Source organism: Micromonospora aridisoli (assembly GCF_056150025.1).
This window is the reverse complement of sequence record NZ_JAXCFK010000010.1, coordinates 262,868-283,760: the sequence shown is the minus strand read 5'-3', so window position 1 is coordinate 283,760 and position 20,893 is coordinate 262,868. Positions and strand designations below refer to the sequence as shown.

15 protein-coding genes and 2 pseudogenes are annotated in these 20,893 nt (G+C 72.4%); 11 read left to right on the top strand and 6 right to left on the bottom strand.

The genetic code is table 11. From position 1 onward, the window contains the following. Nucleotide 1 precedes the first annotated feature (1 nt). Nucleotides 2-415: a DUF5319 family protein gene (locus SM447_RS21995; RefSeq protein WP_474574717.1), complete on the bottom strand. Its 414-nt coding sequence runs from the start codon at nucleotides 413-415 to the stop codon at nucleotides 2-4. A gap of 196 nt (nucleotides 416-611) precedes the next feature. Here SM447_RS21995 and guaB point away from each other — a divergent pair, with 196 nt between their 5' ends. The 3 genes from guaB (at nucleotide 612) to SM447_RS21980 (ending at nucleotide 4,888) form a co-directional block, all read left to right on the top strand. Then, the gene (gene guaB, locus SM447_RS21990; RefSeq protein WP_474574716.1) at nucleotides 612-2,174 is read left to right on the top strand and encodes an IMP dehydrogenase; all 1,563 of its coding nucleotides are present in this window, start codon (nucleotides 612-614) and stop codon (nucleotides 2,172-2,174) included. Between the two features lie 36 nt (nucleotides 2,175-2,210). Next, nucleotides 2,211-3,329: a GuaB3 family IMP dehydrogenase-related protein gene (locus tag SM447_RS21985; RefSeq protein WP_474574715.1), complete on the top strand. Its 1,119-nt coding sequence runs from the start codon at nucleotides 2,211-2,213 to the stop codon at nucleotides 3,327-3,329. A gap of 128 nt (nucleotides 3,330-3,457) precedes the next feature. Continuing rightward, nucleotides 3,458-4,888, top strand: a complete 1,431-nt coding sequence (locus SM447_RS21980; RefSeq protein WP_474574714.1) for a M1 family metallopeptidase — start codon at nucleotides 3,458-3,460, stop codon at nucleotides 4,886-4,888. A gap of 19 nt (nucleotides 4,889-4,907) precedes the next feature. Here SM447_RS21980 and SM447_RS21975 read toward each other — a convergent pair whose 3' ends face one another. Continuing rightward, nucleotides 4,908-6,014, bottom strand: a complete 1,107-nt coding sequence (locus tag SM447_RS21975) for an LCP family protein (RefSeq protein WP_474574754.1) — start codon at nucleotides 6,012-6,014, stop codon at nucleotides 4,908-4,910. Between the two features lie 192 nt (nucleotides 6,015-6,206). Here SM447_RS21975 and SM447_RS21970 point away from each other — a divergent pair, with 192 nt between their 5' ends. Both SM447_RS21970 and guaA read left to right on the top strand, forming a co-directional pair. Then, nucleotides 6,207-7,904, top strand: coding sequence for an FAD-dependent oxidoreductase (locus SM447_RS21970; RefSeq protein WP_474574713.1), 1,698 nt, complete (start codon nucleotides 6,207-6,209; stop codon nucleotides 7,902-7,904). A gap of 71 nt (nucleotides 7,905-7,975) precedes the next feature. Continuing rightward, complete coding sequence (gene guaA / locus SM447_RS21965; protein ID WP_474574712.1) at nucleotides 7,976-9,532, top strand: glutamine-hydrolyzing GMP synthase; 1,557 nt, start codon at nucleotides 7,976-7,978, stop codon at nucleotides 9,530-9,532. Nucleotides 9,533-9,703: 171 nt separating this feature from the next. Here guaA and SM447_RS21960 read toward each other — a convergent pair. Next, nucleotides 9,704-10,045, bottom strand: a pseudogene (locus SM447_RS21960) (PspC domain-containing protein); the annotation flags it as partial. Nucleotides 10,046-10,189: 144 nt separating this feature from the next. Between SM447_RS21960 and SM447_RS21955 the strand changes: the two are divergent. From SM447_RS21955 to SM447_RS21945, 3 genes are all read left to right on the top strand, one after another. After that, nucleotides 10,190-11,137: an NUDIX domain-containing protein gene (locus SM447_RS21955; protein ID WP_474574711.1), complete on the top strand. Its 948-nt coding sequence runs from the start codon at nucleotides 10,190-10,192 to the stop codon at nucleotides 11,135-11,137. A 117-nt stretch (nucleotides 11,138-11,254) separates the two neighbouring features. Then, the gene (locus SM447_RS21950) at nucleotides 11,255-12,160 is read left to right on the top strand and encodes an NUDIX hydrolase (RefSeq protein ID WP_474574710.1); all 906 of its coding nucleotides are present in this window, start codon (nucleotides 11,255-11,257) and stop codon (nucleotides 12,158-12,160) included. A 365-nt stretch (nucleotides 12,161-12,525) separates the two neighbouring features. Next, nucleotides 12,526-13,467, top strand: a complete 942-nt coding sequence (locus SM447_RS21945) for a CDP-alcohol phosphatidyltransferase family protein (RefSeq protein WP_474574753.1) — start codon at nucleotides 12,526-12,528, stop codon at nucleotides 13,465-13,467. Between the two features lie 70 nt (nucleotides 13,468-13,537). On the opposite strand, the gene SM447_RS21940 is transcribed toward SM447_RS21945, so the two are convergent. The 3 genes and pseudogenes from SM447_RS21940 to SM447_RS21930 form a co-directional block, all read right to left on the bottom strand. Continuing rightward, nucleotides 13,538-14,785 carry a phosphatidylserine decarboxylase gene (locus SM447_RS21940; RefSeq protein WP_474574709.1) on the bottom strand — a complete coding sequence of 416 codons (1,248 nt, stop codon included), beginning with the start codon at nucleotides 14,783-14,785 and terminating at the stop codon, nucleotides 13,538-13,540. A 413-nt stretch (nucleotides 14,786-15,198) separates the two neighbouring features. Further along, a pseudogene (locus tag SM447_RS21935) lies at nucleotides 15,199-15,381 on the bottom strand (hypothetical protein); the annotation flags it as partial. Further along, nucleotides 15,378-17,210 (bottom strand): PspC domain-containing protein, encoded by a 1,833-nt coding sequence (locus SM447_RS21930; RefSeq protein ID WP_474574708.1) that lies wholly within the window; start codon nucleotides 17,208-17,210, stop codon nucleotides 15,378-15,380. The pseudogene SM447_RS21935 and the gene SM447_RS21930, both read right to left, overlap by 4 nt. Nucleotides 17,211-17,384: 174 nt before the next feature. Here SM447_RS21930 and SM447_RS21925 point away from each other — a divergent pair, with 174 nt between their 5' ends. The 3 genes from SM447_RS21925 (at nucleotide 17,385) to SM447_RS21915 (ending at nucleotide 20,714) form a co-directional block, all read left to right on the top strand. Next, nucleotides 17,385-18,650, top strand: coding sequence for a PspC domain-containing protein (locus SM447_RS21925; protein ID WP_474574752.1), 1,266 nt, complete (start codon nucleotides 17,385-17,387; stop codon nucleotides 18,648-18,650). Then, nucleotides 18,650-19,336 (top strand): response regulator, encoded by a 687-nt coding sequence (locus tag SM447_RS21920; protein WP_474574751.1) that lies wholly within the window; start codon nucleotides 18,650-18,652, stop codon nucleotides 19,334-19,336. Before SM447_RS21925 ends, SM447_RS21920 begins: the two co-directional genes overlap by 1 nt. A gap of 175 nt (nucleotides 19,337-19,511) precedes the next feature. Then, nucleotides 19,512-20,714 carry a thioester domain-containing protein gene (locus tag SM447_RS21915; RefSeq protein WP_474574707.1) on the top strand — a complete coding sequence of 401 codons (1,203 nt, stop codon included), beginning with the start codon at nucleotides 19,512-19,514 and terminating at the stop codon, nucleotides 20,712-20,714. The last annotated feature ends 179 nt before the right edge of the window (nucleotides 20,715-20,893 follow it).

The window sequence follows — 20,893 nt, the reverse complement described above, 5'->3', positions numbered from 1 at the left end:
TTCAGTTACCGGCGCCGGGCTGGTCCTCGGTGCCCTCGCTGAGGGTGTCGTGCACACCGTCGGCGTAGCCGCGGGCGTAGTCCCAGGTGACGTAGTGGTCGGGGTCCGGGTCGTAGGCCGGCTCGTGCACGCGTGGGCGGCCGGAGCTGAGCAGGTGCCGCAGGTTGCCCTTGAGCAGGTCCCAGTCGAAGTAGTGCGGTTCTCGACAGTCCTCGCACTCGATGACGAGCCCGCGTACGCCGATCGGAGCCAGCAGCGCCTGGTAGATCTCCAGGTCGGCGAGGTCCTCCAGCACGTCCTGACGCTCGACGTCGGTCAGCGGGTCCAGCGGCGCGTCGTCGTCGGCGGGGGCGTCCAGGTCGGCCGCCGGATCGGTCGGGTCGCCGGTGAACGGGTCGATGGGATCGTCGTGCACCCCTTCACCGTAGACCTATGCCACCGCCGACGCCTGTCCCCGGTCGCGCGAGCCGGCATCGGGTTCGTGCCGCGCGGTTCAGGTCGAGAAAGCTTCAGTGGGTACGATGAGGCTGACGCACCCCTCGCCCGGCGTTCGCCGGTGCCCCCCGTGCCACCTCGCTGAAGCCCGGTTCGAGCAGCTCAGGAGAGCAATCGTGGAGAATTCGCCCCGTACCGACCTTTCCTCCGCAATCGAGGGTGGCGAGCTGGGCGGCCATCTGCCCGAGCTGCCCAGCGGTTCGGCCAGGGTGGTGCCGCTGGGGCTGACCTTCGACGACGTGCTGCTCCAGCCGGGCGAGTCCGACGTGGTGCCGAGCCGGGTGAACACGATCACCCGGCTGACCCGCAACGTCACCCTCTCCATCCCACTGGTGTCCAGCGCGATGGACACGGTCACCGAGGCCCGGATGGCGATCGCGATGGCTCGCCAGGGCGGCCTCGGCGTGCTGCACCGCAACCTGTCGGTGGAGGACCAGGCGCTCCAGGTCGACCTGGTCAAGCGCTCCGAGTCCGGCATGATCACCAATCCGGTGACCGCCAGCCCGGGCGACACCCTGCGGGAGGTCGACCAGCTCTGCGGCCGCTACCGCATCTCCGGGGTGCCGGTGGTCGACGGTGACGGCCAGCTCGTCGGCATCGTCACCAACCGGGACATGCGCTTCGTCTCCGACCCGGCAACGCCGGTCCGCGAGATCATGACCACCGCCCCGCTGGTCACCGCTCCGGTGGGCGTGAGCAAGGACGAGGCGCTCGGCCTGCTGCGCCAGCACAAGGTCGAGAAGCTGCCGATCGTCGACGGCGCCGGCAAGCTGCGCGGGCTGATCACCGTCAAGGACTTCACCAAGAGCGAGCAGTACCCGAGCGCCACCAAGGACGACGCGGGTCGGCTGCGGGTGGCGGCGGCCATCGGGGTCGGCGAGGACGCGTACAAGCGCGCCCGGGTGCTGGTCGACGCCGGGGTCGACGTCATCATCGTGGACACCGCCCACGGCCACCAGCGCGCGGTGCTGGAGATGGTCAGCCGGCTGAAGAAGGACGTCGCCATCGACATCGTCGGCGGCAACGTGGCCACCTACGCGGGCGCGAAGGCGCTGGTCGAGGCCGGTGCCGACGGCGTCAAGGTCGGCGTCGGCCCGGGTGCCATCTGCACCACCCGGATCGTGGCCGGGGTCGGCGTGCCACAGATCACCGCGATCATGGAGGCCGTGCGGGCGGCCCGCCCGGCCGGTGTGCCGGTGATCGGCGACGGCGGCATCCAGTATTCGGGCGACATCGCCAAGGCGCTGGTCGCCGGTGCGGACACGGTGATGCTCGGCAGCCTGCTGGCCGGCTGCGAGGAGAGCCCCGGAGAGCTGATCTTCGTGAACGGCAAGCAGTTCAAGGCGTACCGCGGCATGGGCTCGCTCGGTGCCATGCAGTCCCGAGGGCAGGCCAAGTCGTACTCGAAGGACCGCTACTTCCAGCAGGACGTGACCAGCGACGAGAAGCTGGTACCGGAGGGCGTGGAGGGTCAGGTGCCGTACCGTGGGCCGTTGGCCCGGGTGGCCCACCAGCTGGTCGGCGGCCTGCGGCTGGCGATGGGGTACGCGGGCGCGGAGAGTATCCCCGAGCTGCACCAGCGGGGTCAGCTCATCCGGATCACCGCCGCCGGGCTCAAGGAGAGCCACCCGCACGACATCCAGATGACCGTCGAAGCACCGAACTACCACACCCGCTGACCCCTCCCACCACCCCCGAAAAACCTGGAGTGCCCCATGCGTGACGTGGTCGAGATCGGGCTGGGCAAGACCGCGCAGCGCGGCTACCACCTGGACGACATCGCCATCGTGCCGTCTCGCCGGACCCGGGACGTCGACGACGTCTCCACCGGGTGGCAGCTCGACGCGTACCAGTTCGGCATTCCCTGCGTCGGTCACCCGTCGGACGCGACGATGAGCCCGGCCTCGGCCGTCCGGCTCGGCCAGCTCGGCGGTCTCGGCGTGCTCAACGTCGAGGGGCTGTGGACCCGCTACGAGAATCCGAGCAAGGTGTTGGAGGAGCTCGGCGGCCTGGACGAGGACGCCCGCGCCACCAAGCGGCTCCAGGAGGTGTACGCCGAGCCGATCCGGCCGGATCTGATCACCGAGCGGGTGCGTGAACTGCGCGAGGGCGGCGGCACGGTGGCGGTGCGGGTCTCCCCGCAGCACACCCTGGCGCTGGCCCCGGTCATCCTCGACGCGGGCGTCGACATCCTGGTCATCCAGGGCACCATCGTCTCGGCCGAGCACGTCTCGACCACCGACGAGCCGCTGAACCTCAAGGAGTTCATCGCCGACCTCGATCTTCCGGTCATCGTCGGCGGCTGCACCGACTACAAGACGGCCCTGCACCTGATGCGTACCGGCGCGGCCGGCGTGATCGTCGGTATCGGCGGTGACGAGTGGTCCACCACCGAGTCGGTGCTCGGCATCCGGGTGCCGATGGCCACCGCGATCGCCGACGCCGCCGCGGCCCGCCGCGACTACCTCGACGAGACCGGCGGGCGGTACGTGCACCTGATCGCCGACGGCGACATCCGTACCTCCGGTGACATCGCCAAGGCGCTCGGCTGCGGCGCGGACGCGGTGATGCTCGGCGAGCCGCTGTCGCTGTGCGAGGAGGCGCCGGCCGGCGGGGCCTGGTGGCACTCGGCGGCCAGCCACCCGTCACTGCCGCGCGGTGCCTTCGAGACCGCCGGCGACCCCCTCGGATCCATGGAGCGCCTCCTGTTCGGCCCCGCCGACGAACCCGACGGCCAACTGAACCTCTTCGGTGGCCTGCGTCGCGCCATGGCCAAGTGCGGCTACCGCGACCTCAAGGAGTTCCAGAAGGTCGGCCTGGTCCTCGACCGCTGACGCACCGGCCCTGCGGCCCTGCGGCCCGTCGATCATGCAGGTGTGGCACCCGGTTGAGTGGGTGATGCCCGGTTCGCCACGTGCCACAACTCCATGATCGACGGAGCCGGCGCAGTAGGCTCGGGCTGGTGAACAGCAGGTCTGGTGGGTGGTGGGGGGCCGGTGCGGCGGGCGTGGCCGCTGCCGTGGCGGCGGCCGTTGTGCTGGTCAGCTGCACCGGTGACCGGGACGCGGCGGAGCCGGGCGGGTTCCGGGCGGGCAGTGCGGATCTCGCCGACCCGTACGTGCCGGGCAGCGGCAACGGCGGGTACGACGTCGCCCACTACCGGCTCGGGGTGCGCTACGACCCGGCGGACGACCGGCTCAGCGGCCGCGCCGAGATCACCGCGACCGCGACCCAGGGGTTGTCCCGGTTCAACCTCGACCTGTCCGGCCTGGACGTCAGCTCGGTCACTGTGGACGGTGTCCCGGCCGAGCACCGGCGGGACGACAGCGAACTGGTCGTCACCCCGGCCCGGGGGCTCGAATCCGGTAGCCGGTTCACGGTGGAGGTCGCCTACGGCGGCGTACCCGGAGCGATCGCCGACGGTGTGCTCGGCAGCGGCGGCTTCCAGCACACCGACGACGGCGCGATCGCCCTCGGCCAGCCGCACTCGGCGGCCACCTGGTTCCCGGTCAACGACCATCCGTCGGACAAGGCCACGTACGACATCGAGGTGACCGTCCCCGACGGGCTCGCCGCCCTCAGCAACGGAGTGCCCGGGGAGCGGACCAGCGCGGACGGCTGGACCACCTGGCGTTGGGCCGAGCGCTCGCCGATGGCGAGCTACCTGACCACGCTGGTGATCGGCGACTACCGGGTCCGGACCGGCGACCACGCCGGTAGACCGATCGTCACCGCCGTGCCGGCCGGGCAGCCGGACACCGGTCCGGCGGCGACCTCCATGGCCCGGACCGGCGAGATCGCCGACTTCCTGGCCACCCGCTTCGGGCCGTACCCCTTCGAGTCGTACGGCGGCGTGGTGGTCTCCGACAGCCGGATCGGGTACGCGTTGGAGACGCAGTCCCGGCCGGTCTACGGGCCGGGCTTCTTCCGTGGCGGCGAGCCGAACTACGGCGTGGTCGCCCACGAGCTGGCTCACCAGTGGTTCGGCAACAGTGTCGCGCTGGCCCGCTGGGGCGACATCTGGCTCAACGAGGGCTTCGCGAGCTACGCCGAGTGGTTGTGGGAGGAGCACGACGGCGGGCGTAGCGCCCAGCGCAACTTCGAGATCCAGTACGGGATGACCGACTGGTCCCGCCCCACCCTCGACCCCGGCCCCGGCCGGATGTTCAGCACGGCCGTCTACAAGCGCGGGGCGCTGACCGTCCACGCGCTGCGGCGTACCGTCGGCGACGACGCCTTCTTCAAGATCCTGCAGGCCTGGACCAGCGAGCGCCGGGACGGCACCGCCGTCACCGCCGACTTCATCGCCCTGGCCGAGCGGATCTCTGGACGTGAGCTGGGCTCGTTCTTCGACACCTGGCTGACCGGCACCGCCGCACCCGGCCTGCCCTGAGGCCCGTGTCGAAGTCCCCTCAGCCGGGCACCTTCAGTTTGGGATGCTCGGCCAGGAACGCGTCGACTTTGCCGGCGCGCAGTTCGGTGAGGAAGCGACGGCCGACGGAGGTCAGTTCCTCGCCCCGGTACGCGCTGCCCCGGCCCACCGACGCTCCGGGCAGCCCGACCAGCGTGAGCGCCTGCGGCGACAGCGTGCCGAGGGCGTACGCGAAGTCCACGATCCGCCGTCCCCCCACGTACAGCAGCGCGTCACCGAGTGCCGCGACCATCTGGTCGACCCGCTCGGGCTGCCGGGCCAGGTCCTCGTCGAGGATCTTGCCGATCAGCGCGCGGATGAGCTGCTGCTGGTGGCGCTGCCGGGCGTAGTCACCACCGGGCAGGTAACGCTGGCGGGCGTAGTCGAGCGCCTGCCAGCCGTTGAGGTGCCGCTCGCCGGGCTCGTAGACCATCTGCGGCCCGACGTAACCGCCCACGCCGGGGCCCGGCTTCCGGTGTTTGCCGTCCGGTTGCCGGTGTCGCGACACGACCCGCTGGTCGACGTTGATGTCCACGCCGCCCAGGCTGTCGACGAGCTTGTCGAAGCCGCCGAAGGTGAGCACGGCGCCTGCGTCGATGCGTAGGCCGGTGTACTCGCTGACCGTGCGGCGCAGCAGTTCGTACCCCTGGGCGGGGTCCGGCTGCTTCGGCCGGTCCGGTACCCGGCTGCCGTAGCTCATCGCGTGGGTGAGTTTGGTCCGCCCACCCCGGTAGCCGGCGGGTTCGTACGCCGGGATGTCCACCACCAGGTCGCGGGGGAGGGAGAAGAGGTAGGCCCGGGACAGCCCCGCCGGCACGTGCAGCATGAGTACGGCGTCGGCGTGCGGCTCCCAGCCGGGCACGCTGACCCGGGTGTCGATGCCGACCAGCAGCAGGTTGAGCGGGCCGGTGATGTCGACCCCCGGTGGCGGGCTGGGGCTGGCGCTGGCACTGGGTGAGGCGCTCGGGCTGCCGGGGGCGGCGGTCGGCGTCCGGCGGTCGTCGCCGACCGTGCGGGCCACCACCACGCCGATCACCGCGACCACCGCCAGCGTGACCAGACCGGCCAGCGCCAGCGCCAACCGTCTCCGATCCCCTCCGAGCACCATCATCCCCCGCCTCCTCTGGACTCCGCCTCGGCTCGACCGCGAACGTCGTACCGCGTTGCACCGGTACCGGTCCAACGCGGTGAGCCGGGCTCGTGGTTGCGTCCCGGCCCGGTGTAGTTGACGCGGGTGCGGAGCATGATCGCGCGGAATCCGGTCCTGGCGCGAGATCTACTCACGAGTAATGATGCGTGCATGCGGTACGACGTGGTGGTGATCGGGTCGGGCTTCGGCGGCAGCGTCGCGGCGCTGCGTCTGGCCGAGAAGGGCTACTCGGTCGGCGTACTGGAAGCGGGCCGGCGGTTCGCCGACGACGAGTTCCCGCAGACATCGTGGCGGCTGCGCCGCTTCCTGTGGGCACCTCGGCTGGGCTGTTTCGGGCTGCAACGGATCACCCTGCTCCGGGCGGCCGGCCGCAGGGCCGGCGGCGGGGTGCTCGTGCTGTCCGGGGCCGGTGTCGGTGGCGGCTCGCTGGTGTACGCCAACACCCTCTACGAGCCGCTGGACGCCTTCTACACCGACCCGCAGTGGCGGGACCTCACCGACTGGCGGGCCGAACTGGCACCCCACTACGACCAGGCGAAGCGGATGCTCGGGGTGACCACGTACCCGGTCATCACCGGGGCGGACCGGGCGATGCGGCGGGTCGCCGAGCGGATGGGGGTGGGCCATACCTTCCACGCCACCCCGGTCGGCGTGCACATCGGACGACCGGGAGAGCGGGCCGCCGACCCGTACTTCGGCGGCGCCGGCCCGGAACGTACCGGCTGCACCCATTGCGGCGCCTGCATGACCGGCTGCCGCTTCGGGGCGAAGAACACCCTGGTCAAGAACTATCTCTGGCTGGCCGAGCGGCTCGGTGCCCGGGTGCATCCGGTGACCACGGTGACCGCGGTCCGACCGGTCGACGGTGGGTACCAGGTGCACACCGAACGCACCGGCGCCTGGCTGCGCCGCGGGCGGCAGGTGATCCACGCCGATCAGGTGGTCTTCGCCGCCGGGGCGCTGGGCACCCAGCGGCTGCTGCACGAGATGCGGGAGCGCGGCGACCTGCCCGGGCTCTCGTCCCGGCTCGGCGAGCTGACCCGGACCAACTCGGAGGCGATCCTCGGCGCCTCCGTGCCGCACCGGCGGGCCCGGGAGCGCGGGGTCGACTTCACCGAGGGGGTGGCCATCACCAGTTCGTTCCACCCGGATCCGCAGACCCACATCGAGCCGGTCCGCTACGGCCGGGGCTCGAACGCGATGGGGCTGCTCCAGTCGCTGCTGGTCGACGGTGGGCCGCACCGGCTGCGTCGCTGGCTCGGGCAGTTGCTCCGGCAGCCCCGGCTGGCCACCCGGATGCTCTCCGTCCGCGGCTGGTCGGAGCGTACGGTGATCGCCCTGGTCATGCAGTCGGCGGACAACTCGTTGACCACCCGGCTCCGGCGCGGGCCGTTCGGCCGTCGGCTGGTCGCCGGTCCGGGGCACGGCGACCCCAGTCCGACCTGGATTCCGGCCGGGAATCAGGCGGTCCGGCTGCTCGCGGAGGAGATCGACGGTACGCCCGGCGGCGCGCTGACCGAACCGTTCGACATCCCGCTGACCGCGCACCTCCTGGGCGGAGCGGTGATCGGCGCGTCACCGGCCGACGGGGTGATCGACCCGTACCACCGGGTATTCGGCCATCCCGGTCTGCACGTGGTCGACGGTGCCGCCGTCTCGGCCAACCTCGGCGTCAACCCGTCCCTGACGATCACCGCCCAGGCCGAGCGCGCGATGTCCCTCTGGCCCAACAAGGGCGACCCCGACCCTCGCCCCCCGCTCGGCACGGCGTACCGCCGCCTCGCCCCCGTCCCCCCACACCACCCCGCCGTCCCCCCAACCGCCCCCGCCGCCCTCCGCCACCCCTGACCTCCGCGAGGAAGCGTCGACGAGGGCGGTGGTCGGGGGAGGGGACGTCACGCTCGGTAGGATTGCCGGCTATGAGCCTGCCGCGTCCTGTCCTCGTGGTCGACTTCGGTGCCCAGTACGCCCAGCTGATCGCGCGCCGGGTACGCGAGGCGAAGGTCTACTCCGAGATCGTCCCGCACACCATGCCCGTGGCCGAGATGCTGGCCCGCGACCCCGCCGCGATCATCCTCTCCGGCGGCCCGGCCAGCGTCTACGAGCCGGGCGCCCCGCAGGTCGACGACGCGCTGTTCACCACGGGCGTGCCGGTCTTCGGCATCTGCTACGGGTTCCAGGCGATGGCCCGCTCCCTCGGCGGCACCGTGGCCCGCACCGGCAGCCGGGAGTACGGCGGCACCCCGCTGCGCCCCCGCCTGCTCGACCCCGGGGTACTGCTCCGCGACCTGCCGCCCGATCTGCCGGTGTGGATGAGCCACGGTGACTGCGTGACCGAGGCTCCGGAGGGTTTCACGGTGACCGCCGAGTCCGCCGGCGCGCCCGTCGCCGCCTTCGAGGACGTGGCCGGGCGACGGGCCGGCGTGCAGTTCCACCCGGAGGTGGGGCACACCGCGCACGGGCAGGAGATGCTGACACGGTTCCTCTACGAGATCGCCGGGATCGAGCCGACCTGGACGCCCGAGAACATCATCGACGAGCAGGTGGCCCGGATCCGCGAGCAGGTCGGTGCCAAGGAGGTCATCTGCGGCCTCAGCGGCGGGGTGGACTCGGCGGTCGCCGCCGCATTGGTGCACCGGGCCGTCGGTGACCAGCTGACCTGCGTCTTCGTCGACCACGGTCTGCTGCGCGCGGGCGAGGCCGAGCAGGTGGAGAAGGACTACGTCGCGGCCACCGGCATCAAGCTGAAGGTGGTCGACGCGGCCGACCGGTTCCTCGGTGCGCTGGCCGGGGTGACCGACCCGGAGCAGAAGCGCAAGATCATCGGTCGGGAGTTCATCCGCGTCTTCGAGGCCGCGGCCCGGGAGATCGCCTCACACGGCGACGTCGAGTTCCTGGTTCAGGGCACCCTCTACCCGGACGTGGTCGAGTCCGGCGGTGGTACCGGCACCGCCAACATCAAGAGTCACCACAACGTCGGCGGGCTGCCCGAGGATCTGAAGTTCGCCCTGGTCGAGCCGCTGCGCACGCTGTTCAAGGACGAGGTCCGTACGCTCGGCCTCCAGCTCGGGCTACCCGAGGCGATGGTCTGGCGACACCCGTTCCCGGGCCCCGGCCTGGCCATCCGGATCATCGGCGCGGTCGACCGGGAGCGGCTCGACGTGCTCCGCCGGGCCGACTTCATCGCCCGTCAGGAGCTCAGCGCCGCCGGCCTCGATCGGGACGTCTGGCAGTTCCCGGTGGTGCTGCTGGCCGACGTGCGCAGCGTCGGCGTGCAGGGCGACGGGCGCAGCTACGGGCATCCCGTGGTGCTGCGCCCGGTCTCCAGCGAGGACGCGATGACCGCCGACTGGTCCCGGCTGCCGTACGAGGTGATCGCCCGGATCTCCACCCGGATCACCAACGAGGTGGCCGAGGTGAACCGGGTGGTGCTGGACGTCACCAGCAAGCCGCCGGGCACCATCGAGTGGGAGTGATGCCCGGCGCCGTCGGAGCGCGGTGACCCCGCCTCACGCCGGCGGCTGAGGCGCCGGCCGCGACGTCGGCTCCGGCGTCGCCCCGACCTCGGGCGTTGCCGGCGGGTTCTCGGGTCGCACCGGCGGGGTGGCCGTCGGCGGCGAAGTGGCCGGTGCCGGAGCGGCCGGCGGTCCGGCGTTCGGCGCCGGCCCGGTCGGTCCGGGGAACGGCCAGGCGGGGTGGGGCGTCGCGGCGGGCTGCGGCGGGGTGCCGGCGGGTCCGTGCGGAGCGTTGGTCGCCGGGTGCGGCCAGGCGGGTGCGCCGGCCGGCTCCTCGGGCATCAGGAACCACATGATCGGGTACGCGAGGGCGGCGATCCCGCCGGTCGCCAGCGTGACGACGGCGAAGGCCACCCGGACCAGGGTGGGGTCGACGGCGAAGTAGCGGCCGAGGCCGCTGGCCACACCGGCGATCATCCGGTCGGTGGTCGGGCGGCGCAGTTGCCGGTACGGAGCCTGAGGCGTGGAAGTCATGTCTCCACGGTCCCCGTCGCGGAGCGTATCGACCTCGGTGACCGCCCGGATCCTTACCCTGAACCGACTCTCAGGGGCGAGTGATCAGTCAGGAATCCGACTCTTTTCCGCACCGGTAACGGGTGGCGGGGAGAATTTGGCCCCGTGACCACCATGCTGGAGCCGCTTCGCAGGATCGCGGCATACGCAGTCTGTACTGATTCCGTAGACCGAGTGTTGCTGGTCCGCGCATCGGAGCGCTCCGGCACCCCTGGCACGTGGTCCCTGCCCGGCGGGGCGGTCGACCACGGCGAGGACCCACACCACACCGTCGTCCGCGAGACCGCCGCCGAGACCGGCCTGTCGGTGGCCGTCTCCGACCTGCACGACGTGCTGGCCGACATGCGGGCACTGCCCGAGCGCGGCATCACCATCCACACCGACCGGCTGGTCTACCGGGTGTCGGTCCGGGGCGGCTCGCTCACCGACCGGGTCGACCGGCCGACCGACCTGGCCCGCTGGTTCACCCTGGACGAGGCGCGACGGTTGCCGCTGCGTTCGTTCACCGCCCGCGCCCTCGGGCTGCCCACCTCGTCGGCGGACATCGTGCCCGACGAGCCACCCGAGTTCCCGTCCTTCTACGCGGTGCCCGGTCCGGACGGGCTGCACCGGGCGCAGCGCTTCGCCGCGTACGCCGTGGTCACCGACCCGGACGGGCGGGTACTCCTGACCCGGGTCTCCGACGGCTACCCCGGGGCCGGCTGCTGGCACCTGCCGGGCGGCGGCACCGACTACGGCGAGCAGCCGGGCGCGGCGTTGATCCGGGAACTGGTCGAGGAGACCGGGCAGACCGGCCGGCTCGTCGGGCTGCTCGGCGTGGCCAGTCACCGGGACGCGGCCTCGCTCGGCCCGGAGGGCTATCCGATCGACTGGCACGGGGTGCGTGCCTTCTACCGGGTGGTGGTCGACCAGCCGGCCCCGCCCACCGTCGGTGACGTCGGCGGCTCGACCTGCGAGGCCCGCTGGTTCGCCCGCGAGGAACTCGGCGCCCTCCCCACCGACCGTCTCACCGAGGTCACCGCCGAAGCCGTCCAGGCCGCCCGCCTCACCTGACCCACCCGCAACCCCCGCGGCTTCGCGTTGATCATGAAGTTATTGTCGGGACACGCCAGGCGTGCGGCGATAACTTCATGATCGACGCGGTGGTGGCGGGGCGGGGGTGTGAACGCGGTGAAGCAGGTACGGCGGGTGGGGGCGTACGGGGTGCTGCGGGACGCCGAGCGGCGGGTGCTGCTGGTGCGCGGCGCTACGGCGGCGGACCTCCCCGGGGTGTGGTCGCTGCCCGGAGGCGGGCTGGAACATGCCGAACATCCCGCGCGGGCGGTGGTCCGTGAGGTCACCGAGGAGACCGGGCTGATGGTCGAGGTGACCGGGCTGCGCGCGGTCATCGCGGATGTGATGCCGTACCCCGGGCTCGGGGTCGCCCTGCACACCGACCGGATGGTGTTCGACGCGGTGCCGGTGGCCGGGCGGCTGCGTGCCGAGCAGGACGGCGGCATCGGCCCGGCCCGCTGGCTGACCCCCGACGAGGCGGCCGAGCTGCCGCTGCTGCCGTTCACCGCCGAGGCGCTCGGCCTGCCGGTCGTTCCGTTACCGCCCGACGCGCTGCGTCGTCGGGCGCCGTTCGCCGAACCCGCTGTCGACCGTCGCCAGCGCTTCGGCGCGTACGGGGTGGTCACCGATCCCGCCGGACGGGTGCTGCTGACGCTGATCGCCGAGGGCTATCCGGGTGCAGGGCGGTGGCATCTGCCCGGCGGTGGTACCGACCACGGCGAACAGCCCGTCACCGGGTTGCTACGGGAACTGGTCGAGGAGTCCGGCCAACTGGGCAGGGTTACCGAGCTGATCGGGGTGGACAACCTGCACGATCCGGCGGCCCTCGGTCCGGAGGGTCGGCCGCTCGACTGGCACGGCATCCGGGTCCTGTACCGGGTGGAGGTCGACATGCCGACCGAGCCGGCAGTGACCGAGCTGGCCGGCGGCTCCACCGCTCGCGCCGCCTGGTTCACCCGTTCCGACCTGCGGGATCTCCCGCTGACGGAGATCGCCGCCACGGTCCTGACGCCGCCCAGGTGACCCACGGTGGTCGGCTCTGACCGATCTCGCTGCCGGGCCAGGAGGGACAACCTCCGGTACAGTCGAGTGAGGGTCGACGGAGAAAACGGGCGTCGGTGCCCGGGATGGGAACAAGGCGGCGGTTCGCGCGGTTAAGGGAGATATAAGTACCGCCGGCAGCTATCGCCAACCCCCACCCCCCTGTGCGATGGTGTACTCCGCAAAACGGCTGCCGGGCCAGGAAAGGTCCGGCACGAGACAGCCGGACACCCGCCACCACGGCGGCCAGTTGATCCGGTGATGGAGGAAACGTGCCGAGAGCCCCATGGCGCCGGCGTCGTACGACTGACAGCCCGCGTCCCGCAGGGCGAAGCTGGACGGGCCCGCTGCGCCGCAGTGGCACCCTCGCCCGCCAGGTCCTGCTGGTTCGCGTCGGCCGCCGAGGTGCGGAACTGCACGGCGCGACCGACGTGTTGCCTGAGCCCCGGTACCAGGACCGGCCACGCCGCCGGTACGGCCTGAAGCGGTTCGACCGCGCCGGGATCGAGACGATCGCCCCGGTCAGCCCGCTGGTCGGGCCGGCCCCGGCCAATCCGGTCACGGCACCGGTGCTGGCCGAGCCGGAGGCGACCTCCGTCCCGCTGCTCCCGGGCGAGCGGACACGGGCCCGCCAGGTGAAGTTCGCCCTGGTCAACGCCTGCACCCTGGCCAGCCTGCTGCTCGGCATCAACGCGATCTTCGTCGCCATGCAGGGCGAGGTTCGACTGGCCGCGCTTCTGCTGATCGCCTGCGTCGCCTTCGACGGACTCGACGGTGCCCTGGCCCGCAAGCTCGGGGTGTCCAGCCCGTTCGGTGCCCAGATGGACTCCCTGGCCGACATGTGCTCCTTCGGCCTCGCCGCACCCGTGGTGGTCTACGCGTCACTGGCCGGCTCCGCACCGACGGCCGCCGCCGCGGTGGCCGCAGCGCTGGTCGCCGCCTGCGCCGCCATCCGCCTGGCCCGGTTCAACGTCTCGCCCAAGGACGGGCGGTTCTTCTCCGGGGTACCCACCACGATGGCCGCCGCCGTGCTGGCCCTCATGGTGGTGATCGGCATGCCGGTGCCGGGCGCGGTGCAGATCGCCGGGGTGGCGCTGCTCGCCTTCACCATGGTGAGCAGCTTCCCGTACGCCAAGCTCGCCCGCCTGGTCAAGCTGCCGCCGTGGGTCTGGCTCGCTCCGGTGGTCGGCGCCCTGATCGACGTCCGGCTCACCTTCGGGCTGATCGTGGTCGGATACCTGATCAGCGGTCCGGTGCTCTGGCTGCGGCAGCGCCGCACCATCGTCTGATCCCCAGCCATGGAAAGGGGCGTCGCGGCCAGCCCGCGACGCCCCTTTCCATACCGCCGTGTCCGCGCGTTCAGCGCCAGCGGGCGATCACGCTCGATCCGCCGATCACCTTGTCGCCCGGCCCGACCAGCGGCTCCGCGGCGTCCGCCGGCAGGTAGACGTCGGTACGCGAGCCGAAGCGGATCAGCCCGAAGCGCTCGCCACGGGCCAGCAGGGCACCGACCGGAGCGCGCTGCACGATCCGGCGGGCGATCAGGCCCGTCCGCTGCGCCACCACCACCGTGCCGTGCGTGGTGTCCAGCACCGTGTAAGCAGCCACGTTGTGCTCCGCGTCCGGCTTCATCGCGTTCACGAACCCACCGTCGGCGACGAAGTAGTCGACCACCTTCCCGGCCACCGGGGCGCGGTTGACGTGCACGTCGAGCACCGACAGGAAGACCGCGATCCGCAGGAACTCACTGTCGCCGAAGCGCTCGTCGGTCAGGCGCTGCACCGACAGCACCTGACCGTCGGCGGCGGCCACCACGGCCGACGGGTCCTCCGGCACATCCCGCTCCGGGTCCCGGAAGAAGGCGGCCACCGGGGCGGCGGCCAGCGCGGGCAGCAGCCAGAGCTTCGACTTCGGCCGGGCCAGCCGGGTGAACGCGGCCAGCCCGAGTGCGATACCGGCGGCGGCGACCCCGTTGGAATCGATGTGCATGTCGCGGGTGAGCGGCACGCTCGACGGCCGGTACGCGGGCGCGAGCTGCTCGGCCACCGCAGCGTCCGCCGGGGTGAAGCGGAGCCGGTACACGCGTACCGGCGGGTTGTTGCGCAGCACCAGGTCCTCGCCGACGCCGTGCAGCGCACCCTGCCGGTCCAGCTCGGCGGCGGCACCGGCGGTCCGGGCGACGGGAGCGGCCACGCTGAGCACCGCGCCGTCGGTCAGGTACTTGGTGACCGCCTCGATGGCGGTGCGGGCCTCGTCAGCGGTGCCGGCGAACGGCTCGGCGACGATGACCACCGCGGCGGGCTCCGCCTCGGCGAGGCTCTCCACGACCTTGACCCGGTCGGCGACCCAGCGGCCCTGGGCGGTGACGTGCTCCCGCAGCGCCGTGGCGCTGACCCGCTCGGCGGGTACCACGGTGAGGGTGTCGCCGGGAAGCATCGCTTCGATCGCCGCGGCCAGCACCGCGGACTCCGGGGCCGCGCCGACCAGCAGGGCGGCCTTCGGGTCGTTGATCCGGGCAAGCTCGGAGACGAGGGTACGGGCGGCGCGCTCGCCGAGGCGGACCGGACCGGATCGGTCTGACGTACGCACGGCGGGGGACTGGGTCATGTCGAACGGGCTCCTGACGGGTAGAGGCGACTGACGCTGAGGTCACCGCCGGCGGGGAGGTCGGCCTGGCCAGGGACGGCCCGCGCAAGCTGACGAACCGCGGGGATGCCCTGCGGGCGCGGGCCGGCCGGCGCTGGCGGGAGCACACCGGCCAGCATAGGCGGCGGGCGACCGCCGCCGCACGGTCAGGCGTCGCGGCGCGGCTGTCCGGGCGGTGGCGTCTCGTCCCCGCCGAACAGATCGAGCGTACGGTCCTCCTGCGGCTCGGTGTCGTCCGTCGCCTCCGAGGCCGGCGGACTGGACAACGTCGGGATGTCGGAATCGGCCGGCTCCGGGAGAGTGTCGGTGGCGTCCCCGTCGCCCGCCCCCGAGGCGTCACCGTCGGTGTCGGCAGGCGCCGGTCGGCTGTTGTGCCGGCTGGAGCGCAGGGCGCCGATCAGGCCGAGCCCGCCGACGAGGATCAGCCCGCCGGCCAGGAACCAGCCGACCGGTGGCAGGACGAGACCGAGCACCTGGGCCAGCAGCCACCAGGCTGCGAGGGCGAGGAAGAGCAGCCCGAAGGCGAACGACACCAGGTCGGTACGGTGGGCCCTCACCGGGTCACCTCCATGTGTCCGGCGTTGACGTGCAGGTTCAGGCGCAGTTTCCCGCCCCCGGCGCCGTCCGGGCCGAGATCGACAACCTCCGCGAGGCGGTTGTCCATGCCTCGGGCCCGCTGGCCGAGGATGTTCGCGTCACCGGCAGTCACCTGCGTCGTCGCCGTCACGTCCACGTTCGGTGGCACCACCACGGTGGCCTCGCCGAAATTGATGACGACGGTGATCTCCGTCTCCTTCTGGTTGAAGTCGATCGCCCGCAGGTCGAGTACCGCGTCGGCGAAGCTCTGCTCGTACCGGACGGCCAGGTCGCGGTGATCCGTCGGCGCCCAGGTGACGGCGCCGTCCACCCCGCGGACCCGGTCGTAGGACTCGACGACGGTGACCACGGCCAAGGCCGCGGCGGTCACCAGACCCAGCGCGATCAGCCAACGGGCCCGCCCGAACCAGGTGCCCGCGAGCAGGCCGAGGCCGATCACCGCCAGTGCGGCGGCGAAGTAGGCCGAGGCGCCGATGCCGAAGACGTCCAGCAGGTCGAGGATCCCGACCAGCCCCAGCGCAACGAAGATCAGCGAGAAGGTCACCGCGCCGAGAGCCGATCGTTCCCGGGGCTTGCGTGGCGGCTTGGTCTTGGCCGGTGGTGGTGGCGCCACCTTCGGCGGCCCGGCGTAGGGGCCGTGCGGGGCGAAGGGTGGACGGTAGGTCGGCGGGGCGACCGGTGGACCCGACGCGGCGGCGCTCGTCGGCCACACCGGTGCCGGTGGCACCTGCATGGTCGCCTCCGGCCCGCCGGGCCCCGGCGGCCCGGGCGGTGGTGCAGAGGGAACGCCGGAGACCGGCCCGGGCGGGTGGAACGCGGGTGGCGCGACCGTCGCGGTGCGGCCGAAGCCCGGGTACGCGGCCGGGTAGGCGGCCGGCCCGGGATAACTGACCGGCGGCACCGGTCCCGGTGGCGGGGGTGGGCTCGGTGCGGCACCCGCGCCGGGCATGCCGAACGCGGTCGCCGTCGGCTCGGGTCGGGACTCGCGCTGCTGGCGGTTGAGCAGCAGCGCTCCACCGACCAGGATGGCCGCGCCGAGCAGCACGGCGCGGAACGCGTCGGTGACGACGAAGCCGAAGCCCACCGCGACCACCACGCTGAGCACGATCACGGTGACCGGGGACATGCTGGAGCGCCCGCGACCGAGCATGGATTCGACGGGCGAGGCGCTGTCGCCCTCACCCGGGATGATCAACCACGCGGCGACGTAGACCAGGATGCCGACGCCGCCGAAGAAGCCGAGGACCGCCAGCAGTACCCGCCAGAGCACCGGGTCGGTGTTGGTGGCCCGGCCGACGGCAGCGCAGACGCCCGCCAGGTAACGACCCTCGCGGGGCCGGACCAGCCCGTACCGTGAGGTGAAGCCGGCACCGCCGAAGGGCGCACCCGGCCCACCCCCCGGTGGCGGTCCGCCGCCCGGCCCGCCAGCCCCGGCTGGCCCGCCCGGTCCGCCGTGCCGGCCCGGCCCGCCCGGTTCGCCTGATCCGCCCGGCCCCCCCGGCCCGGCGGATGCTGACCCGGCGGTGTCGCCCCACACCGTTCCGCCGGTCGGCGGTGGTGCGGCGGTGTCGTCCCACGCCGTCCCGCCGGTCGGCGCTGGCCCGGCGGCGGGTGGCGGTGCGCCGTCCCACGCCGTCTCACCGGTGGGTGCCCGCCCACCGGCCGGTGCGGGCGCGGCGTCCGTCCCGGCACCGGAGGCTTCGGGTGCGGCCGGCCCGGCGGACCCCGGAGACGCGGGCTCCGGATCCGTCGGCCCCGGCCGGTGCGGCTGGGCAGCATCATCGGTCATGCCTTCGATCCTGCTGCGCCCGACGCCCGAGCGACCTCCGGAGACGACCCTGACCCCACCCTGAGAAACGGTCGGTCCGAATGTCGGGGGCGTCCCCGTGGTCGGGCGACCACGCCACGTGTGACGATCGGATCGGCGCCGGAAACCCTCGCGTCTCGTCCGGCCCGACCCGTCCTGACCAGGGAGCCCGCGATCAGCACCGTCAGCCAACCACCCCGCCTCTACCGCGCTCCGGAGCACCGGATGGCCGCCGGGGTGGCCGCCGGCATCGCCGAGCATCTCGGCGTACCGGTGGTCCGGGTCCGGATCGCCTTCATGGTGCTGCTCGGGCTGAGCGGGCTCGGTCTGCTGCTCTACGCGGCCTTCTGGGCGGTGGTGCCGCTACGACCCGGTGACACCGCCGTACCGCCTCGCCGCGACGTCGGGCAGTTGCTGCCGTTCGTGGCTATCGGGCTCGGCGTGCTGCTGATCCAGGTGATGGTCTTCGACTCGGTCGGTGCGACCGGCACGGCGGGCTGGCTGGTCGCCATCATCGCGGTCGGCGCCGGCGTGATCTGGCACCAGTCCACGCCCGAGCGGCGGCGGCAGTGGGGCGAGTCGATGCCCGTGCCCTGGCTGGGCGCGGTGATAGAGGAGAGTGACCGGCGGGCGTTCGTGCTCCGCTTCGTCGGCGGTGGGGTGCTGGTCGCGGTCGGCATCATCGGTGTGGCCGCGGTCTACTCCCCGGCGCAGAACCTCGACGCCGTGATCAACGGAGTGATCTTCGCGTTGGTCGGGCTCGCCGGTGTCGGGGTGGTGGCCGCGCCGGTGCTCTGGCGCACCTGGAACCAGCTCCGCTCGGAGCGCGAGGGGCGCATCCGTGAACAGGAGCGGGCCGAACTGGCGGCCATGGTGCACGACCAGGTGCTGCACACCCTCGCACTGATCCAGCGCAACGCCAGCGACGTCAAGACCGTGCAGCGGCTCGCCCGGGGTCAGGAGCGTTCGCTGCGCAACTGGCTCTACAAGCCCACCGCGTCACCCACCGAACGCTTCGCGGCCGCGCTCGAACAGGCCGCGGCCGAGGTCGAGGACACCTTCGCGATGACGGTGGAGGCGGTCGTGGTCGGCGACCGGGAAACCGACGAGCGGGTCGGCGCGCTGGTGGCCGCGGCACGTGAGGCGCTGGTGAACGCCGCCCGACATGCCGGGGTGCAGACCGTCTCGCTCTACGCGGAGGTCGAGCCCGAACAGGTCAGTGTCTTCGTACGGGACCGGGGTGTCGGGTTCGACCCGGATACCGTGGAGGACCATCGGCACGGTGTCCGAGGCTCGATCGTCGGGCGGATGAAGCGGCACGGTGGCCGGGCGGAGATCCGCTCCCGGCCTGGAGAGGGGACCGAGGTCCGGTTGATCCTGCCGATCTCCCGGGACTCGGCCACGGCGGAAAGGGACAGATGATGGCCGAGCAGTCGACGCGACCGGTCGAACCGGAAGGCACCGGGCCCGGACCGCTGCGGGTGTTCCTGGTCGACGACCACGCCATGTTCCGGGCGGGGGTACGCGCCGAACTCGGCGCGCACGTCGAGGTGGTGGGCGAGGCGAGCACGGTGGCCGAGGCGGTCAGCCGGATCGCGGCCACCGGACCGGACGTGGTGCTGCTCGACGTGCACATGCCCGACGGTGGCGGCCGGGCCGTGCTGGAGGCGATGCGACGTACCCATCCCCAGGTGCGTTTCCTGGCGCTCAGCGTTTCCGACGCCGCCGAGGACGTGATCGGGTTGATCCGGGCTGGTGCCCGGGGCTACGTGACCAAGACCATCTCGCCGGACGAACTGGCCGCGGCGATCCGGCGGGTGGCCGACGGGGACGCGGTGTTCAGCCCGCGGCTGGCCGGTTTCGTGCTGGACGCCTTCGCGGCCCGCCCGGACGCGCCGGTCGCCGATCCCGAGCTGGACCAGCTGACCAACCGGGAACGCGAGGTGCTGCGGCTGCTTGCCCGGGGGTACGCGTACAAGGAGATCGCCCGGGAGCTGTACATCTCGATCAAGACGGTCGAGACCCACGTCTCCAACGTGCTGCGCAAGCTCCAGATGTCCAACCGGTACGAGTTGTCCCGGTGGGCGGCGGACCGGCGACTGGTGTAACCGAAATTCCGGCATATGCGGCCGATCAGGTCGTAGGGCGTGACAAATGATCTAGTGCCGGTCGATAATGCCTCTCGCCTTCCCGCGCGCGGATGCCGCTCATCCCGCGGGAAGGGCGACTCCGGCCGCCCGCGCGTACGCGGGTCACTTCCTGCCCGAGAGGTGCACGAAACTCATGATCGGACAACGAGGACGGCGCTGGGCGCGGATCGCGCTCGCCGCCGTCACCGGGGGCGCGCTCGCGCTCGGTGCCGCCGCCCCCGCAGCCGCCGACGACCCGGCCACCGGTGTGGCGAAGGCGGTGCCGGGTAGCAGCGTCAAGCTGCTGCTCGACGGCAAGGTCAAGCGGACGTCGGCACTGGCCATCGAGATCGACGGCAAGCGCGTCCCGGCCTTCTGCATCGACTACCACACCAGCGTCGCCATCGATGGCACCTACCAGGAGGGCACCTGGGACGAGTCCCAGGTGAAGAACCTCGCGAAGGTCCAGTGGGTGCTCACCCACGGTCACCCCAACGCCGACCCGGCCGCGTTGCTGGCCGCCGCCGGTGCCACCATGCCCGCCGGCACGAACGAGCAGGAGAGTCGTAACCTGCTCTACTTCGGCACCCAGACGGCCGTGTGGCACTTCAGCGACGGCATCGTGCTCGGTGACTGGGCCGCTGGACGTGACCTGATCAGCAAGCCGAAGTACGACGTGATCAAGAAGGTCCACGACTACCTGATCGCGAACGCCACCGACCAGCCCGAGCCGAAGGCCGAGCTGAGCATCGATCCGACCACGGCCACCGCGACGGTCGGCGAGAAGGCCGGCCCCTTCACGGTCAAGGGGCCGGCGGGTGAGATCACCCTGGCGGTGACCGGCGGGTCGGCCGTCGACGCCGAGGGTGCGCCGGTGACCACGACCAGCAACGGGAGCCAGTTCTGGCTCACCACCGAGGAGGCCGGCGAGGTCGGTGTCACCGCCTCCGCCGCCGACTCGGTCTCCTTCGGCCGGGTGTTCCTCTACACCGGGCGCAAGGCGGCGCAGAAGCTGATCCTGGGCGGTAGCACCGGTTCCACGGTGACCGCCAAGGCGGCCGCCACCTTCACCGAGGCGCCGACGCCGACGGCGACCCCGAGCAACCCCGCGCCGACGACCCCGCAGCCGACGCCGTCCACCCCGGGGGAGTCCCCGTCGCCGGAACCGACCCCGAGCACTCCCGAGGAGTCGCCGTCGAGCCCCGCCCCCTCCACCTCGCCGGCCTCCAATGACGGGGGCCTGCCGCTGACCGGTGCGCCGATCGTCACCGCGATCGCCGCCGGACTGGTGCTGCTCCTCGCCGGCGCGGTCACCGTCCTGGTGCTGCGGCGCCGGAGGGTTCACTTCACGGCCTGATCGACCACGCCCCGAGTCCGGCCCCGGATCCCATCAACGCGGATCCGGGGTCGGAGGCTTTCGGGGTCATCGAATCGTCGCTCGGTGTCGCGCTGATCGGCTGCTGGTCTGGAATCAGGCTCATACTTTCGGGTAGCATCCGGACAGGAGTGGCGAGATTCACGTCGATGCACCGCCGG

What these genes read in the sequence shown, in the direction of transcription:
- SM447_RS21985 (WP_474574715.1), top strand. Translation starts at nt 2,211, where the DNA reads ATGCGTGACGTGGTCGAGATCGGGCTGGGCAAGACCGCGCAGCGCGGC.
- SM447_RS21975 (WP_474574754.1), bottom strand. Translation starts at nt 6,014, where the DNA reads ATGGTGCTCGGAGGGGATCGGAGACGGTTGGCGCTGGCGCTGGCCGGT.
- SM447_RS21970 (WP_474574713.1), top strand. Translation starts at nt 6,207, where the DNA reads ATGCGGTACGACGTGGTGGTGATCGGGTCGGGCTTCGGCGGCAGCGTC.
- guaA (WP_474574712.1), top strand. Translation starts at nt 7,976, where the DNA reads ATGAGCCTGCCGCGTCCTGTCCTCGTGGTCGACTTCGGTGCCCAGTAC.
- SM447_RS21940 (WP_474574709.1), bottom strand. Translation starts at nt 14,785, where the DNA reads ATGACCCAGTCCCCCGCCGTGCGTACGTCAGACCGATCCGGTCCGGTC.
- SM447_RS21930 (WP_474574708.1), bottom strand. Translation starts at nt 17,210, where the DNA reads ATGACCGATGATGCTGCCCAGCCGCACCGGCCGGGGCCGACGGATCCG.
- SM447_RS21920 (WP_474574751.1), top strand. Translation starts at nt 18,650, where the DNA reads ATGGCCGAGCAGTCGACGCGACCGGTCGAACCGGAAGGCACCGGGCCC.
- SM447_RS21915 (WP_474574707.1), top strand. Translation starts at nt 19,512, where the DNA reads ATGATCGGACAACGAGGACGGCGCTGGGCGCGGATCGCGCTCGCCGCC.